Genomic DNA, 15231 nt, shown 5'->3' on the forward strand with positions numbered 1-15231 from the left:
ACGGGGGGCGCTGCGGGGGGCAGGACGGGGGGCGCTGCGGGGGGCAGGACGGGGGGCGCTGCGGGGGGCAGGACGGGGGGCGCTGCGGGGGGCGTGCCCCTCCGGGAGCGTGGGCCTTCCGCCGCCGGCCGCCGGGCCGGGCTCCACCTGCTCCAGGCCGGGGGTCACGGGGCCGGCCGCCAGGTGTGGACGTCGCGGAACAGGCCGCCGAGGGCGTGCTCGTGGGCCTCGACGCCGGGCCGTACCCCCTGGTAGTCGCCGCGGATGACGTAGACGTGCTCGAGGAAGACCAGATAGGTCCAGACCGCGTCGTCGTGCACGATCTTCTGGAAGCCGAGGTATGCCTCCTTGCGCTCGGCGGGGTCGCCGGAGCGGCGGCCGGTCTCCAGCAGCCGGTCCACCTCGGGGTCGTCGTAGCCGCCCGGGTTGAAGAAGCCCTGGCGCGCGTAGGAGGAGTGGAACAGCTCGTAGTTGAGGTAGTCGGGGTCGTACGGGCTGCCGTACCCCATGATCAGGGCGTCCTCCGCCATGCGCGGCTCGATCGCGTCCCAGTCGAGCCCGGCGAGCCGGACGTCCAGGCCGACCGCCTTGGCGTCGGAGGCCGTCGCCAGCGCCAGCTCCTTGCGCAGGGAGTCGCCCGCCGGGTACATCAGCGTGAACGAGGCCCGCACGCCGTCCTTGACCCGGACGCCGTCCTCGCCGGGCTTCCAGCCAGCCTCGTCGAGGAGGTCGCGCGCGGCCCCGGGGTCGCCGGCCGGGGCGCCGGTCACCTCGGGATTGTGCCAGGAGGTGTCGGGGGAGACCGGGCCGAAGGCCGGGGTGCCCGCCCCGGCGAGGATGGTGTCCACCATCGCCTGGCGGTCGACGGCCAGGCCCAGCGCCCTGCGGACCGCCCGGTCGCCGGTGACCGGGTGGTCGAGGGGGAACATGATGCCGCGGTAGTCGGCGCTGGGCACCGTGTGCACCGTGACGCCGCCCTGCCCCTCGAAGCGTGCGGCGGCCCGGGGCGGCAGGATCGTGGCGTCGAACTCCCCGGCGGACATCCGCGTGGCGCGGACGTTGTCGTCCTCGGCGAAGGCCAGCACCACCCGCCCCAGGGCGGGGGCGCCCGCGCGGTGGTCCCGGTTCGCCTCCAGCACGATCTTGTCGCCGGGCGTCCTGGACACGAACCGGTACGGTCCCGAGCCGACGGGCCGGTCACCGGCCGGCGGGGCGCCCTCGGGGACGATGCCCAGGGTGGTGCGCTGGACCAGCGGCGCGTAGGGGTGGCGGAGCCGGAACACGACGGTCTTCTCGTCGGGCGCGTCGACGCGCTCGATCGCCGCGTAGTCGCCCCGGATCGGTGAGTTGTTGGCCCCGTCCAGCACGGCCTCGTAGGTGTACTCGACGTCGGCGCTGGTCAGCTCGGTGCCGTCGTGGAACTTCAGCCCGTCGCGCAGGGTGAAGGTGACCGTCCTGCCGTCCTCGGAGACGACCGGCGGGGCGGCGGCGACGGCGGGGGCGAGCGACAGGTCGGCCCGGCGGCTCATCAGCCCCTCGTAGATGAGGGAGCCGCCGTCGGGCGCGTAGCCCATCACGGGGCTGAGTGTGTCGAACTCGGAGCCGAGGCCGATCACGAACGTGTCGTCGGCGGGCGCGGCGGGGCCGTTCGAGGGGGCCGAGCAGGCGGCGGCCAGCAGGCCGGCCGTCGCGGCCAGGGCGGCCAGGCGGGGGGCCGGCCTCATGGATCCTCCCGGGGGTCGGTGGGCGCCCCGAGCGTAACCTTGTTGCAAATCACTCGCAAGTGAGAAATAGATGCATAAGGACGGCGCGCGTAGACTGGCCGGACACGACGCGCGGGAGGCCCGGTTGAAGCTCAAGCTGGATCTGCACCCGATCTACAACCGGGGCGGGGAGATCGACAAGGCGCTGCGGGGGATCATCGACGAGGCCATCCGGAAGCGGGCCACCGAGGTCGAGATCATCCCCGGGAAGGGCTCCGGGCAGCTCAAGAAGAAGGTCCTGCGTTTCCTCGACCAGAAGGAGATCAAGGCCCTCTACCACCGCATCGACAAGGACTCCAAGAACCACGGCCGCCTGTTCGTGTACTTCCGGCACAAGTGAGGCGGGTGGGTCCCCGGCCTGCGGGGCCACCCCCGCACACGGGCTGACCTTCTCCGGCCCCTTCCGCCGGATCCCATCGAGCCGCGGGTCGCCCCGAGGCGATGTGCCGGTGCGCGAGCGGTGGCCGCCGCCCGCGGTGCGGGTCGCCGGCACGCGCCCCGGTCCCGCCGCGGCGACGGTCACCCGATCGTCACCGCCGTCCGCCGAACTCCCAGTCGTGGACCTCGATGCAGGCGTACCGGTCCGGGGTCAGGACGGCGCGGGCCGCATCCGGGTCCGGCGCCCGGACCAGCAGCGCCGTACCCAGCCAGGTGGCGCCGTCGTCGGACAGCAGCGGCCCGTACGCGATCAGTCCGTCCCGGCCGGGCGGCGGGGCGAGGTCGGCGGCCCGCCCGGAACCGAGACCCAGCACCAGATACCGGTCGCCGCCGTCCCGGCCGCCGGGGAAATCCCACATGGTGCGACCCAGCACGTTGCGCCATCGGCGCAGCATCACGTCCCGGTACACGCCGGCCTGGTAGTTGGGCTCGTCGAAGACGAACGCGCGCGCGGTGGCGAGGTCCGGCAGGTCGACGATGTGCACGCTGCCGGTGGCCGTGTCGCCGCCGCGGTCGAAGGTCGGGCCACGGGCGATCATCTCCGTCGCGTACCGGTCCATGTAGGACCAGTGCTCCTCCAGCAGGTCGTCGCGGAGTGCCGCGGAGCCGGGACGATCGCGGTGATAGCAGAAGAACTCCATGCCGGACGTACCTATCACGGACCGCGGCGACGGCTCGATCCCGGTCATCCGGGCCGGGCGCCGACCGCTTCCGGCCCCTGCGCGCTCCGCCGTGTGCTCACCCGGTCACCTTGTCCAGGAAGGAGCGCAGGTTGACCCGGATGCGGGCGATCTTCTCCTCCAGGGTGAGGGTCTCGTCGATGACCTCGGCCCCCGGGGCCTTCTTCCTCCCGCGGGTGTAGAGGGAGCAGGCGAGGTCGGTGCAGAGGTACTGCCCGACCGTGTTGCCCTGGCGGCCGGCCCCGCCGGTCCGGGGCGCGGCCATCAGCGCCACGCCGCCGTTGGTGTGCGTGGTCAGGCAGAGCGAGCACATGCTGCGCGAGGTGAAGCCGCGCGACGCGCCGGAGGTCACCCGCAGCGCGACCCCGGTGAGGACGCCGTCGCGCTCGGCGACGAGGTAGGCGCGCTCGGGCGCGCCGGGATCCCGCCAGCCGAGGAAGTCGAGGTCGTCCCAGGGCAGGTCGGCGAAGTCCCTGGGCAGGCCGAGGCGCTTGGTCTCCCCCTTGGAGCAGTTGACGAAGGACGCGCGGACGTCGGGCTCGGTGACGGGTCTCATGGACAGCGAGGTTAGGTTCCTTAATAGTATTAAGCAAACGGTTAAAGGCTGTAAGCACAGAGGAAGGGCGGCGCATGGCGCGTGCGGGAGTGACCGCGGAACGGCTGACGCGGGCGGCGGCGGACCTGGCCGACGAGATCGGCTTCGCGAACGTGACCGTCTCGGCGCTCGCGCGCCTGTTCGGCGTCAAGCCCGCGGCCCTGTACGCGCACGTCAGGGACCTGCGGGACCTGAGGACCAGGGTGGCGTCGCTGGCGCTGGCGGAACTCGCCGACCGGGCCGCCTCCGCCCTGGCCGGCCGCGCCGGCAAGGACGCGCTGGTGGCCTTCGCCAACGCCTACCGGGACTACGCGAAGGAGCACCCGGGCAGGTACGCCGCGACGCAGGCGGAGCTCGACTCGGAGTCGATCGACGTCGCCGCGGGGGTCCGGCACGCGGAGATGACCCGGGCGATCCTGCGCGGATACGACCTGCCGGAGCCCGGCCAGACGGACGCGGTGCGGATGCTGCACAGCACGTTCCACGGGTACGTGAGCCTGGAGACGGCGGGCGGGTTCCGCCGCCACCCGCGGGAGGTGGAGGCCTCGTGGGCCGGGACCCTCGACGCCCTCGACGCCGTCCTGCGGAACTGGCCGTCCTCCTGAGCCGCCCGCCTGGGCCGCCCGCCTGGGCCGTCCGTCTGGGCCGTCCGTCTGGGCCGTCCGTCTGGGCCGTCCGTCTGGGCCGCCCGCCTGAACCGCCCGCCGTACGGCTCACCGCATGGTGCGGCGGTTGCGGTACAGGTCGCGCAGGAGCAGGATCTCGGCGCCGTGGTGGAGCACCTCGCGGTTGATGTGCAGCACGAGGGCGGCCAGGGGCTCTTCGGCGTACGGTCCCTCGGCGGGCCCGCAGGGGCGGGCGAGGCCGTCGGCTCCGAGGCCGCGCACGCCGTCCCGCCAGGCCGCGTACGCCTCGTCCAGCTGGCGCAGGGCCCGCTCGGCCGTGCCCGCGTAGGCGAAGCCCTGGTAGTCCACGGCGGGCCCGCCGAAGTGCGCCGCGGCCCGCATGCCCAGCACGCCGACGATGAGGTGCCCGAGCCGCCAGGCGATCGTGGTCACCGGTGCCGGGTCCGGTTCGGGGAACGCGAACTCGATGACGTACCCGCCGCTCCCCGCGGTGACCGGGGCGCCGCTCCCGCCGCGCGGGCGCACGCTCCAGCACCCGTCCACCGGCTCCCAGAGATACTCCTCGTCGCCCAGTCCGTCCAGGCGCGGACGCAGGTGGTTGGTCCAGTGCCACTCCAGCTGGTCGAGGAGGAGCGTGTTCCAGTCGATGCTCATGCTCCGGAGACTAGGAGCCATCGCGGACGGCATAGGTCCTGGTTTCGTGGCATCCTCGGATCCATGGTCCACGCACCGGCGAAGGACGCCGCGGCCCGCCTGCTCCACCTGCTCTCGCTCCTGCAGTCGCGGCCGGACTGGACCGGCGCGCAGCTCGCCGACCGGCTGGGCGTCACCCCCCGCACCGTGCGCCGCGACATCGAGCGCCTGCGGGACCTCGGGTACCCCGTGGGGGCGACCCCCGGGGTGGCGGGCGGCTACCGGATGCGGGCCGGGACCAGCCTGCCGCCGCTGCTGCTCGGCGACGACGAGGCCGTCGCGGTCGCGATCGGCCTGAGCGCCGTCGGCGGGACCTCCTCCGGGCTGGAGGAGAGCGCCTCCCGGGCGCTGGCCAAGCTCGAGCGGCTCCTCCCGGCGCGGCTGCGCCACCGGCTGGCCGCGCTGCGCGCCTCCACGGTCCGGCTGGCCGTACCGGAGGAGGACGTCGACCCCGAGGCGCTGGCCGTGATCGCCGCCGCCTGCCGCGACCGGGAGCGGCTCCGCTTCGACTACCGCGACGCCACCGGTACGGCCTCCGTCCGCACCGCCGAGCCCCACCGGCTCGTCTGCACCGGCCGGCGCTGGTACCTCGTCGCCAGGGACGTCGGCCGCGACGCCTGGCGGACCTTCCGCGTCGACCGCATCGCCGCGCCGCACAGGACCGGCGCCCGTTTCACGCCGCACGACCCGCCCGACGCCGCCGCGTTCGTGTCCGCCGCCGTGAGCAACGGCCCCTACGCCTTCTCCGCCCGGGTGCGGCTGCACGTCCCCGTGGGCGTCGCCGTCCGGAAGGTGCCGCCGACCACGGGAGTCCTCGAGGCCGACGGCGAGGCCGCCTGCCTCCTGACCACCGGGGCCGACTCCCTCGACCTGATCGCCGCCCACCTCGCCCTCACCGGCTTCGACTTCGACGTCCTCGACCCGCCCGAGCTGGCCGAGCGGGTCCGGGCGATGGCCCGCCGGCTGGAGCGGGCGGGCTCGCGGCACCGGTGAGCGGCCGGGCGCCGTCCTGCCGGAGCCGTACGGTGACCGTCAGGGAGGCGCCCTCCCGGTCCGCGAGCCGCCCGAAGCGGAGCGTCAGCCGCCCGCCGGTCCCGGCGCCGGTCAGGAGCGGGTGCCCGCGCAGCACCGCGGCCGCCGGCCGGTCCCAGACCACGGTCAGCCCGTCCAGGTCGCACCGGGGATCCGAGACGGTCAGCGTGGCCGTGCCGTCGCCGGACTCCCGGGCGAGCACCGCGCACGGGGCGGAAGACCGGGGAGAGCGCGGAGACGGCCAGTGCGGCCCTGCGCGGGTCGGAACCGAGCACGGCGCGCAGCAGCGTCACGGTGCACAGGTCGACGCGGTTGGCCCCGGTGCTGGTGCCGCTGTAGTTCTCCAGGAGGCACTCGGGGACGAAGTGGTCCACCGCCTCCCTCAGCGCCCGGTCCTCCCGCTCCGGCAGGTGCGGGAGGATCAGCACGGCGGCGTCGAGGAGGCTCCGGGGGACTCCGATCTGCCAGTGCCACCAGTTGCCGGCGGGGTCCGCGCCCGCGGCGTACACGTGCCGCCGGTAGTGGCCGATGCCGGCGGCCACCGCCGCGGCCAGGCCCGCGTCGCCGGTCAGCCCGGTCCCGGTCAGCCCGGTCCCGGTCAGCCCGGTCCCGGGCAGCGTGTACGCGCGGGCCATGGCCCGCAGCCGTGCCGGGGTGGTGGTGAAGGAGGGGAACGGCAGGTCGGCCCCGTCAGAGCTTGCGGAAGGTCCGGGCCTCCTCGGCCGCCGCGAGCACGGCGTCCAGCGAGCCCCCGGCCGCCGCCGCGACCGCGGCCGCGATCGCACCCTCCACGAACGGCACGTCGGCGACCACCACGCCCGGCCTCTCGAACAGCCGGGCGGTCAGCACCGAGCTGCCCAGGTCGGGGATGAGGACCACCCCGCCGCCCCGGTCGGCCCGCTCGATCGCCGCCTCGACCAGGCCGGCGCTGGTGCCGAGGCCTCCGTCCTCGCTGCCCCCGGCGGCCTCCAGCGGGACGTCCACGCCGCAGACGCCCGCGGCCAGCGCCGCGGTCTCGGCGGCCAGCGGCCCGCTGTGGGAGACCAGCACGACGCCTACCATCCCGCCTCCCGCCGCCGGGCGGTCCGGAGACGGCGCTCCCCGGCCGGCCGGACCTCGAGGGAGCCGCTCACCGCGCCGCCGGGTACGGCGCCCGGGCCGGAGGCGCGGCTCACCGGGTGGCCACCGTGTGCAGCGCCCGGAGCAGGAGCGCGCTGGAGGCGGCGCCGGGGTCCTCGTGCCCGGCGCTGCGCGGTCCCAGGTAGCTGGCCCGGCCCTTGCGCGCCTCCAGCGGGACCGTGGCCCGCGCCCCCGCCCCGGCCGCCGACGCCGCGGCCTCCAGCGCCGCCGGCAGGTCCAGGCCCTCCTGTACGGCGCGCGCCAGCGCCCCGGCCGCCGGGGCGAGCGCGTCGACCATGGTCTTGTCGCCCTCGGCCGCCGACCCCAGGCTCCGCACCCCGTCCACGGCGGCCCGCAGCGCCCGGGCCAGCTCGGCGGGGGAGACCTCCGGACTCTCGCCCAGCGTCCTGCCCGCCTCCCGCAGCGCCGTGCCGTACAGCGGGCCGGAGGCGCCGCCGACCTTGCGGATCAGCGTGCTCCCCGCCAGGGCCAGCACCGCACCCGGTACGGCGGGCCGCCGCTCGGCCAGGGCCGCCGCGGCGGCGGACAGGCCCCGGTCGAGGTTCGTGCCGTGGTCGCCGTCGCCGATCGCGGTGTCGAGCCGGGTGAGCCTGTCCTTCTCCGCCCGGACCAGGCGGGCGGCCTCCACGATCCAGGAGGTGAAGAAGCCCGCGTCCAGCACCGCGTCCGGCAGCGCGTCCGGCATGGGGCCCATCAGCGCCCCCAGCGCAGGGCCGGGGTCTCGACCGGCGCGTCCCAGAGCCGGGTCAGCTCCTCCGACAGCCGGCAGACCGTGACGGAGAAGCCCTGCATGTCGAGACTGGTCACGTAGTTCCCGACGAGGCTGCGGGCGACGCGCGCCCCGCGGCCCTCCAGCTGCCCGGCGGCCTCGGCGAAGGCGGCGTAGAGCTCGACCAGCGGTGTCGCGCCCATGCCGTTCAGCATGACGAGCACGTCACCGGAGACCGGCATGTCCGCGCAGACCGCGTCCACCGCGACGGCGACCAGCTCGCGGGCGCTCCGCATCGCCGCGCGGGTGCGGCCGGGCTCGCCGTGGATGCCGACGCCGAGCTCGACCTCGGCCTCGCCGAGGTCGAAGGAGGGCGCGCCCGTGGCGGGGACCGTGCAGGCGCTCAGCGCCACGCCGAACGAGCGGCTGCGCTCGTTCACCTCCCGTGCGACCCGGGCCACCTCGGCGAGCGGCGCGCCGGTCTCGGCCAGCGCCCCGGCGATCTTCTCGACGAAGAGCGTCGCCCCGGTGCCCCGGCGGCCCGCCGTGTGCACCGAGTCGCGCACCGCCACGTCGTCGTCGACGAGCACGCTCTCCACCGTCACGCCCTCCTCGGCGGCCAGCTCGGCGGCCATCCGGAAGTTCAGCACGTCCCCGGTGTAGTTCTTCACGATGTGCAGCACCCCGGCGCCGCCGTCCACGGCCGTGCCGGCCTCGACCACCTGGTCGGGCACCGGCGAGGTGAAGATCTCGCCGGGGCAGGCCGCGTCGAGCATGCCGTACCCGACGAAGCCGGCGTGGAGCGGCTCGTGCCCGGAGCCCCCGCCGGAGACCAGACCGACCTTGCCGGGCCGCGGCCCCGCCGCGCGGAAGACGATCCGGTTCTCCGCGTCCACCCGGAGCCCCGGATGCGCGGCGGAGAGCCCGCGCAGCGCGTCCGCGACGAGCGACTCGGCGCTGTTGATGAGCTTCTTCACAGTCGGAACATCTCCCCTCGAGGAGGGGAGAGCAAGCGCGGACGGACGGAAGTGTTGATGTATTGGTAAATATCTCCATGGTGGAAATGTCGGCTCGGCCGGTTACCGTCCCCGCCGTGGATCAATGGGACGAGATCAGGAAACTGGTCATGGCGCGGCGCGCCGGACGGCTCGCCGAGACGGTCAGGGCGCTGGACGGCGAGGACCGCAGGCAGGTCGCGGCCCGGCTGCCGGAACTGCTGGAGGAGCTGCGCGGCCGGTTCGGCCGGGGGGACGAGCTGGCCCGGTACGGGACCGTGATGCGGGTGGCGGGCGCCGCCGTCCTCGGCGGCGCGGCGGCCGTGGCGTCCTGGCTGAACCGGCGCGACCTCGCGCCGCAGTGGGACGGCCCCGGCGGCGACGGCGGCGACGGCGGTGACGGCGGTGACGGCCTCGTACTGGCGGTGCTCGCCGACCGGCCCGCCGCCTGGCGCGCCGACCTGGCCGGGCGGCTGGTGCTGCGCCTGCGCGCCGCCGACGACCGCGGCACGGGCCTCGCCCTGGCCCTGCTCCGCGAGACCGGTGTCGAACCGCCGCGGCACGACCCGCTGGTGGCCGGCTGGGTGAACCGCGACCCGCGGGACCTGGGCGACGATCCGCTCCTCGACCATCTGCTCCCGCGCCTGTTCGAGGCCGAGGGCGTGGGCCGGGTGCTCCAGTGGGAGAAGGACCCGCGCGCCGGCTGGCTGGACGCGCTGCGGACCTTGGCGGAGACGGGCCGGGTGAAGCGCGAGGAGCTGATCGACGGCTGCGTGCGCCGCTTCCTGCGCGGCGGCACGGCCATCGACCTGCGCTTCTTCGTCCGCCTGCACGAGGCGCTGGACCCCTCGCCCGCCGAGGCGGCCGTGCGCGCCCGCGACTACCTGGCCCTGCTGCCCGCCGCCCCCGGCCCGGTCGCCGAACTCGCCCTGCGGCGCCTGCGCGCCTGCGACGGCCTGACCGCCGACGATCTCGCCGAGGCGTGGGAGGCGCTGCTGTTCCGTCCCGAGCGCACGCTGGTGCGCGCCGGGCTGTCGTGGCTCGACCGCTCCGTACGGCGTGCGCCCGCGCTGGCCGGCGTGGCCGCCGCGCCGCTGGCCCGCGCGTTCGCCGCCGACTCCGCCGAGCTCCAGGAGAAGGCCGCCGAGCTGGCCCTCGCCCACGCGGGCGGCATGGGCGAGCAGGGACGCGCGGCCGTGCGGGAGGCGGCCGGGCTGCTCCCGGCCTACCTCTGCCACCGGGTCGCCGCGGCGTTCGCGGGCGGCACGGCCGCCGGGTCCGGGCCCGTGTTCACGCCGCCGCCGCTGCCCGCCGTACCCGAACGCGCCCACGGCCTCGAGCCCCCGATCGAGTCCGCAGCGGAGCTCGGCCTGCTGATGACGGAGGAGAGCGCGCGCTCCTGGCAGACGTGGGAGCGGCTGCTCGCCGGGCTGGTCACGCTCGCCGGCCGCGACCGGGCGGGCGTGGTGGCGGAGCTGCGCCCCCGGCTGCTGGAGGGGATCGGCCGGCCGTGGGGCACCTGGACGTACCAGCAGGGGGTGGCGTGGGGGCGGGCCGAGCAGTGGCTGGAGGGCGCCGCCCGCGCCCTGACCGCGACCGCGTCCGTCCGGCACGCCTGGCGGCGCTTCATGCCGCAGGGGAACCTGGCCGCCCCGCACCGGCTCCTGCTGGACCGCGCGGCCGAGGTCGTGCGGGCCGTCGAGGAGGACGCCCTCCCGCCGCTGCTGCTGGCCACGCCCACGCACAGCACCGGGCACGTGGCGGCGGCCGAGCTGGTCCGGCGGCTGGAGGTCGTCGAGGCGGCCGGGGCCAGGCCGCTGGCCGCGGACCTCCAGCAGGCGCTGCTGCGCCTGCCGCGCACCCCGGACCCCGAGGCGGCGGAGCGGGTGGCCCGCCTGACGTCCCCGGAGGGCCGGATCCTCGCCGCCTGGACCTGCCCGGAGGTCGAGATCGGGCTGGCGTGGACCTGCGGGAAAGCCGGCGGCGACGGCGGTCGTCATGACTGGCGCGACCGGAGCCACCTGCACGACGTGCACCCGGTGCCGACGGCCACCGCCGCGCCCACCGGGCTGCCCCTGGTCGACCGGGTGCTCGGCGTCCCCCGGGAGTGGGCCCGGCCCGTGCACCTCGACTGGTGGACGGCGATGCTGCCCTCGCACCGCGAGGCCGCCGCCGCCTACCTCCTGCCGCACCTGCTCGGGCGGCACCGGGCCGAGACCTCCGTCGGACCGGCCCGCGCCCTCGTCCGGGCCGGAGGACCGGCCGGGGCGGCGTTCTCGGCCGTGCTCGCCCGCCTGCTCGGCGACCCGCGGCTGCCCGGCGCGGTCGACGTGCTGCTGGAGGCCGCCGCGCGGGACGAGCTGCCCGCGGCCGAGGTCGGCCGTCAGGCCGGACTCCTGATGGCGAGCGGCGAGGTCAGGACGGCCGACATGGTCGCCGCGCTCGACGCCGCGGCCCGGCGGGGCGCCCACGCGCACGTGTGGCGGATCACCGCCGCGGCGCTGCCCGCGCTGCTGCCCGCGCCGGGCGGGAGCCGCGCGGGCGGCCTGGCCGGGTTCGTCGCGCTCGCCGCCGCGACCGCTGAGTGGTGCGGGGCACGCGGTGAGATCCCCGAGGTGCGCGAGATGGCCGCCCGCCGGGGGAGCAGCGGGCTGCTCCGTGAGATCCGCCGCCTGCACGACCGGCTCACCGCCGGAGCGGCGGGAGGCGGCTGAGGGGGGTGTTCCGGCCGTGTGGTTGGGTGGCCGGTGTGACGGTGGCGGAGGCGCTCGGGCTGGCCGGGGTGGGGGTGCTGGCGGGCGTGGTCAGCACGGTGGTGAGCCTGGCGTCCGTCATCTCCTACCCGGCGCTGCTGGCGTTCGGCCTGTCCCCGCTGAGCGCGAACGTCACCAACACCGTCGCGCTGGTCTTCACCGGTCTGGGAGCGGCGGCCGGGTCGCGGCCGGAGCTCGCCGGGCAGGGCGGGCGGGTGCTGCGCCTGGGCGCGATGACCGCGCTGGGCGGGGCGGCGGGCGCGGCGCTGCTGCTCACCACCCCGCCCGGGGCCTTCGAGGCGGTCGCGCCCTGGCTGATCGCCGGCGCCTCGCTCCTGCTGGTCCGCCCGCCGCGCCCGCGCCGGCGGGCCCGGCACGGCGGGCCCGGACAGGAGGACGCCGCGCGCGGCCCGAGGCACGGTGCGGCCGGAGACGGAGACGGAGACGGAGACGGAGCCGGAGACGGAGACGGAGACGGAGACGGTGGCGGTGGCGCGGAGTGGGGCGCGGGGGCGCGGGTGGCGCTGTTCGCCGTCGCGGTCTACGTCGGCTACTTCGGAGCCGCCGGCGGGATCCTCATGTTCGCGGTGCTCAGCGCCGTGCTCGACCAGTCCCCGGTGAAGGTCAACGCCGTTAAGAACGTGGTGTCGGCGCTGGCCAACGCGGTGGCCGCGTTCGGGTTCGCGATCTTCGGGCCGGTCCAGTGGGCCGCCGCGGCCCCGCTCGCCGCCGGCTTCCTGGCGGGCGGCTGGCTCGGCCCGAAGATCGCCCGGCGGCTGCCCGGGCGGTCGCTCCGCCTGCTCGCCGCCGCCTGCGGCCTGGCCGTCGCGGTCAAGCTCGGCGTGGAGACCTACGGGGGCTGAGCCCGCGGGGCCTCCGGAGGATCGGATCCGGCCCGAGGGACGCCGGCCCGAGGGACGCCGGTCCGGGGGACGCCGGCCCGAGGGACGCCGGTCCGGGGGACGCCGGCCCGGACCCGGTACGGGAACACGCCGATCCGCCGCGGCCCCCGCCGCCGGGAAGGCGTCCCCGTTCCGCCGGGCCCCTACCGGGAGCGCGGGGTCTTGTAGGAGGATCCGGGCAGGTCATCTCACGATCGTGGAGGCGTCATGTCGGTGCTGAGGGGTCTGGTCGAGGGCATCCGGAACGGCGGGATCGAGGTGATCGACCTGACCGCGCCGCTGTCGGAGAAGACACCGATCCTCCAGCTGCCCGAGCCCTTCGGCAACACGGTGCCGTTCACGTTGAAGGAGATCAGCCGCTACGACGACCGGGGACCCGCCTGGTACTGGAACGACATCTCCACCGGCGAGCACACCGGCACCCACTTCGACGCCCCGGTCCACTGGGTCACCGGCCGCGACGGCGAGGACGTCTCGCAGGTCCCGGTCGGCCGGCTGATCGCGCCCGCCGTGGTGCTCGACCTGGCCGCCGAGGCGGGCAAGGACCCGGACTTCCTGCTCCGGGTCGAGCACGTCGAGGCGTGGCAGGAGACGCACGGGCCGCTGCCGGAGGGCGGCTGGCTGCTCTACCGGACCGGATGGGACGCCTACGCCGACGACCCGGAGCGCTTCCTCAACGCCGACGGCACCGGCCCGCACACCCCCGGCATCTCGGCCGAGTGCGCGCGGTGGCTGGCGGAGGAGACGCCCATCGCCGGGGTCGGCGTGGAGACCGTGGGCACCGACGCGGGCGCCGCGCACGGCTTCGACCCGGCCTTCCCCTGCCACTCCTTCCTGCTCGGCGCGGGCAAGTACGGCCTGACCCAGCTGCGCAACCTCGACCGGCTCCCGGCCACCGGGGCGGTGGTCGTCGCGCCGCCGCTGCCCATCCTCGGCGGCTCGGGCAGCCCGGTGCGGGTCCTGGCGCTGGTGGAGCGGTGAACGTCGCCGAGGCCGTCGGCGCGGTCGTCGCCGGCTCCGGCGCGCGGACCGCGTTCGGCGTGGTCGGGAGCGGCAACTTCCACGTCACCAACGCGCTGACCGCGCGCGGCGTGCGGTTCGCGGCCGCCCGGCACGAGGGCGGGGCCGCCACCATGGCCGACGCCTACGCGCGGGTGAGCGGTGAGCTCGGTGTGCTCACCGTGCACCAGGGGCCCGGCCTGACCAACGCGCTGACCGGGATCGCGGAGGCCGCCAAGAGCCGCACGCCGCTGGTCGTGCTGGCCGCCGAGACGACGGAGCCGCGCTCCAACTTCTTCGTCGACCAGGCCGCCCTGGCCGCCGCGGTCGGCGCGGTCCCGCTCCGGGTGTCCGGTGCGGAGAGCGCGGTGCGGGAGACGGCCGAGGCGGTGCGCCTGGCCCGCCGCGAGCGCCGCACCGTCCTGCTCAACCTGCCGCTGGAGGTGCAGGGCCTGACCGTCCCGGCGGGCCTCGAACCCGGTGGCGGTACGGCTGCGCCCGGGCGGGCCGGGGCGCAGGTCCGGGAGCGGGAGGCCGGAGCGGGCGGCGGAGCAGGCGACGGAGCAGGCGACGGAGCGCCGGGCGGGAGCGCGCCGGACGAGAAGGCGGTCGCGCGGCTGGCGGAGATCCTGGCCGGAGCCCGGCGGCCGGTGTTCGTGGCCGGCCGGGGCGCGCGGGCGGCCCGGCACGAGCTGGAGGAGCTGGCGGGCCGGGCCGGGGCGCTGCTGGCCACCTCCGCCGTGGCACGAGGACTGTTCCGGGGCAGCCCGTGGGATCTGGACGTCAGCGGGGGTTTCGCCACGCCGCTGGCGGCCGAGCTCATCTCCGGCGCCGACGTGGTCGTCGGCTGGGGCTGCGCCCTGAACATGTGGACCATGCGGCACGGCACGCTGATCGGCCCGGCCGCCACGGTCGTCCAGGTCGACCTGGAGGCCGGCGTCCTCGGCGCGCACCGTCCGGTCCACCTCGGCGTGATCGGCGACGTCGCGGCGACCGCCCGGGCCGTCGCCGCCCTCCTGCCCGCCGCGCCGGGAAGCCCTGCCGTGCCGGGAAGCCCTGCCGTGCCGGGAAGCCCTGTCGTGCAGGGAAGCCCTGTCGTGTCGGGAGGCCCCGTCGCGCCGGAGGGCCCGGCCGGGCGGGCCGGGGCGGAGCGGGGGTACCGGTCGGCGGAGCTGGCGGCCCGGATCGCGAGGGAGGGCCGCTGGCGGGACGTGCCGTACACCGACGGGAGCGGCGGCGGGCGGATCGACCCGCGCGCCCTCTCGATCGTGCTGGACGACCTGCTCCCGGCCGAGCGGACCGTCTGCACCGACTCGGGCAACTTCATGGGCTATCCGGCGATGTTCCTCGACGTGCCCGACGAGCACGGTCTCTGCTTCACGCAGGCGTTCCAGTCGGTCGGCCTGGGCCTGGCCACCGCGGTCGGCGCGGCGCTGGCCCGGCCGGACCGGCTCACGGTGGCGGCGCTCGGCGACGGCGGGGCGCTGATGGGCGACGCCGAGCTGGAGACGGTCGTCCGGCTCGGCCTGCCGATGGTGGCCGTGGTCTACGACGACGACGCCTACGGCGCCGAGGTGCACCACTTCGGCCCGGACGGCCACCCGCTGGACACCGTCATCTTCCCGCCCGCCGACTTCGCCGCCATCGCGCGCGGGTACGGCTGGCAGGCGCTGACCGTGCGGGATCCGGCGGACCTGGCCTCGGTGGGCGCATGGCTGGAAGGGCCGAGGGACCGGCCGCTGATGCTCCACGCCGAGGTCGCCGGGGAGCGGGGGTCGTGGTGGCTGGAGGAGGCGTTCCGGGGACACTGAGCCCTTCGGGCCAGCGCCCGGCCCCGGCCGCGGTGCCGGACGGTGTCTCCGGAGTCGGCTCCGGGCGGGGGCGCTGGGCGTTGTCCCCGGGCGGG

Annotated in this window: 14 protein-coding genes and 1 pseudogene; 7 read left to right on the top strand and 8 right to left on the bottom strand. The window is 76.4% G+C overall.

Annotated features, from left to right (window positions below):
- Positions 1–164: 164 nt before the first annotated feature.
- A complete protein-coding gene (locus ACFOWE_RS17120; protein ID WP_377288805.1) occupies positions 165–1724 on the bottom strand; it encodes an ABC transporter substrate-binding protein in 1560 nt (519 codons plus the stop codon).
- 124 nt (positions 1725–1848) lie between these two features.
- Between ACFOWE_RS17120 and ACFOWE_RS17125 the strand changes: the two genes are divergently transcribed.
- The gene (locus tag ACFOWE_RS17125; RefSeq protein ID WP_344864388.1) at positions 1849–2103 is read left to right on the top strand and encodes a Smr/MutS family protein; all 255 of its coding nucleotides are present in this window, start codon (positions 1849–1851) and stop codon (positions 2101–2103) included.
- Positions 2104–2293: 190 nt separating this feature from the next.
- Here the strand turns inward: ACFOWE_RS17125 and ACFOWE_RS17130 are convergent, their stop codons facing one another.
- Both ACFOWE_RS17130 and ACFOWE_RS17135 read right to left on the bottom strand, forming a co-directional pair.
- Entirely contained in the window at positions 2294–2842 is a 549-nt protein-coding gene (locus tag ACFOWE_RS17130; protein WP_377288807.1) for a YciI family protein, read from the bottom strand.
- A 97-nt stretch (positions 2843–2939) separates the two neighbouring features.
- On the bottom strand, positions 2940–3437 hold the full coding sequence (locus ACFOWE_RS17135; protein WP_377288809.1) for an FBP domain-containing protein: 498 nt from the start codon (positions 3435–3437) through the stop codon (positions 2940–2942).
- 74 nt (positions 3438–3511) lie between these two features.
- Here ACFOWE_RS17135 and ACFOWE_RS17140 point away from each other — a divergent pair, with 74 nt between their 5' ends.
- On the top strand, positions 3512–4081 hold the full coding sequence (locus tag ACFOWE_RS17140) for a TetR/AcrR family transcriptional regulator (RefSeq protein WP_377288811.1): 570 nt from the start codon (positions 3512–3514) through the stop codon (positions 4079–4081).
- A gap of 108 nt (positions 4082–4189) precedes the next feature.
- On the opposite strand, the gene ACFOWE_RS17145 is transcribed toward ACFOWE_RS17140, so the two are convergent.
- Positions 4190–4756, bottom strand: coding sequence for a DinB family protein (locus ACFOWE_RS17145; protein WP_377288813.1), 567 nt, complete (start codon positions 4754–4756; stop codon positions 4190–4192).
- A 63-nt stretch (positions 4757–4819) separates the two neighbouring features.
- Here ACFOWE_RS17145 and ACFOWE_RS17150 point away from each other — a divergent pair, with 63 nt between their 5' ends.
- Positions 4820–5788 carry a helix-turn-helix transcriptional regulator gene (locus ACFOWE_RS17150; RefSeq protein WP_377288814.1) on the top strand — a complete coding sequence of 323 codons (969 nt, stop codon included), beginning with the start codon at positions 4820–4822 and terminating at the stop codon, positions 5786–5788.
- A gap of 305 nt (positions 5789–6093) precedes the next feature.
- Here ACFOWE_RS17150 and ACFOWE_RS17155 read toward each other — a convergent pair.
- The 4 genes and pseudogenes from ACFOWE_RS17155 to dhaK all read right to left on the bottom strand — a co-directional run.
- Positions 6094–6462 (bottom strand): annotated as a pseudogene (locus ACFOWE_RS17155) (lyase); the annotation flags it as partial.
- Between the two features lie 55 nt (positions 6463–6517).
- Positions 6518–6889, bottom strand: a complete 372-nt coding sequence (locus ACFOWE_RS17160) for a PTS-dependent dihydroxyacetone kinase phosphotransferase subunit DhaM (RefSeq protein WP_377288816.1) — start codon at positions 6887–6889, stop codon at positions 6518–6520.
- Positions 6890–6998: 109 nt separating this feature from the next.
- Positions 6999–7661, bottom strand: coding sequence for a dihydroxyacetone kinase subunit DhaL (gene dhaL / locus ACFOWE_RS17165; protein WP_377288818.1), 663 nt, complete (start codon positions 7659–7661; stop codon positions 6999–7001).
- Positions 7661–8653, bottom strand: coding sequence for a dihydroxyacetone kinase subunit DhaK (dhaK, locus tag ACFOWE_RS17170; protein WP_377288820.1), 993 nt, complete (start codon positions 8651–8653; stop codon positions 7661–7663). Before dhaK ends, dhaL begins: the two co-directional genes overlap by 1 nt.
- Before the next feature lie 116 nt (positions 8654–8769).
- Between dhaK and ACFOWE_RS17175 the strand changes: the two genes are divergently transcribed.
- The 4 genes from ACFOWE_RS17175 to ACFOWE_RS17190 all read left to right on the top strand — a co-directional run bounded on the left by ACFOWE_RS17175 (position 8770) and on the right by ACFOWE_RS17190 (position 15136).
- Positions 8770–11385 (top strand): DUF7824 domain-containing protein, encoded by a 2616-nt coding sequence (locus ACFOWE_RS17175; RefSeq protein WP_377288822.1) that lies wholly within the window; start codon positions 8770–8772, stop codon positions 11383–11385.
- Between the two features lie 35 nt (positions 11386–11420).
- Positions 11421–12287 carry a sulfite exporter TauE/SafE family protein gene (locus ACFOWE_RS17180; RefSeq protein ID WP_377288824.1) on the top strand — a complete coding sequence of 289 codons (867 nt, stop codon included), beginning with the start codon at positions 11421–11423 and terminating at the stop codon, positions 12285–12287.
- 246 nt (positions 12288–12533) lie between these two features.
- Positions 12534–13307, top strand: a complete 774-nt coding sequence (locus ACFOWE_RS17185; protein ID WP_377288826.1) for a cyclase family protein — start codon at positions 12534–12536, stop codon at positions 13305–13307.
- Positions 13304–15136: a thiamine pyrophosphate-binding protein gene (locus ACFOWE_RS17190; RefSeq protein WP_377288828.1), complete on the top strand. Its 1833-nt coding sequence runs from the start codon at positions 13304–13306 to the stop codon at positions 15134–15136. The genes ACFOWE_RS17185 and ACFOWE_RS17190 overlap by 4 nt, the downstream gene beginning before the upstream one ends.
- Positions 15137–15231 lie beyond the last annotated feature (95 nt).

Origin of the sequence: Planomonospora corallina (assembly GCF_042650625.1) — a bacterium.
Classification (GTDB): Bacteria; Actinomycetota; Actinomycetes; order Streptosporangiales; family Streptosporangiaceae; genus Planomonospora_B; species Planomonospora_B corallina.

Coding starts and splice junctions, on each gene's coding strand:
- ACFOWE_RS17120 (WP_377288805.1), bottom strand. CDS start 1,724: ATGAGGCCGGCCCCCCGCCTGGCCGCCCTGGCCGCGACGGCCGGCCTG.
- ACFOWE_RS17130 (WP_377288807.1), bottom strand. CDS start 2,842: ATGGAGTTCTTCTGCTATCACCGCGATCGTCCCGGCTCCGCGGCACTC.
- ACFOWE_RS17135 (WP_377288809.1), bottom strand. CDS start 3,437: ATGAGACCCGTCACCGAGCCCGACGTCCGCGCGTCCTTCGTCAACTGC.
- ACFOWE_RS17140 (WP_377288811.1), top strand. CDS start 3,512: ATGGCGCGTGCGGGAGTGACCGCGGAACGGCTGACGCGGGCGGCGGCG.
- ACFOWE_RS17145 (WP_377288813.1), bottom strand. CDS start 4,756: ATGAGCATCGACTGGAACACGCTCCTCCTCGACCAGCTGGAGTGGCAC.
- ACFOWE_RS17150 (WP_377288814.1), top strand. CDS start 4,820: ATGGTCCACGCACCGGCGAAGGACGCCGCGGCCCGCCTGCTCCACCTG.
- ACFOWE_RS17160 (WP_377288816.1), bottom strand. CDS start 6,889: ATGGTAGGCGTCGTGCTGGTCTCCCACAGCGGGCCGCTGGCCGCCGAG.
- dhaL (WP_377288818.1), bottom strand. CDS start 7,661: ATGGGCCCCATGCCGGACGCGCTGCCGGACGCGGTGCTGGACGCGGGC.
- ACFOWE_RS17185 (WP_377288826.1), top strand. CDS start 12,534: ATGTCGGTGCTGAGGGGTCTGGTCGAGGGCATCCGGAACGGCGGGATC.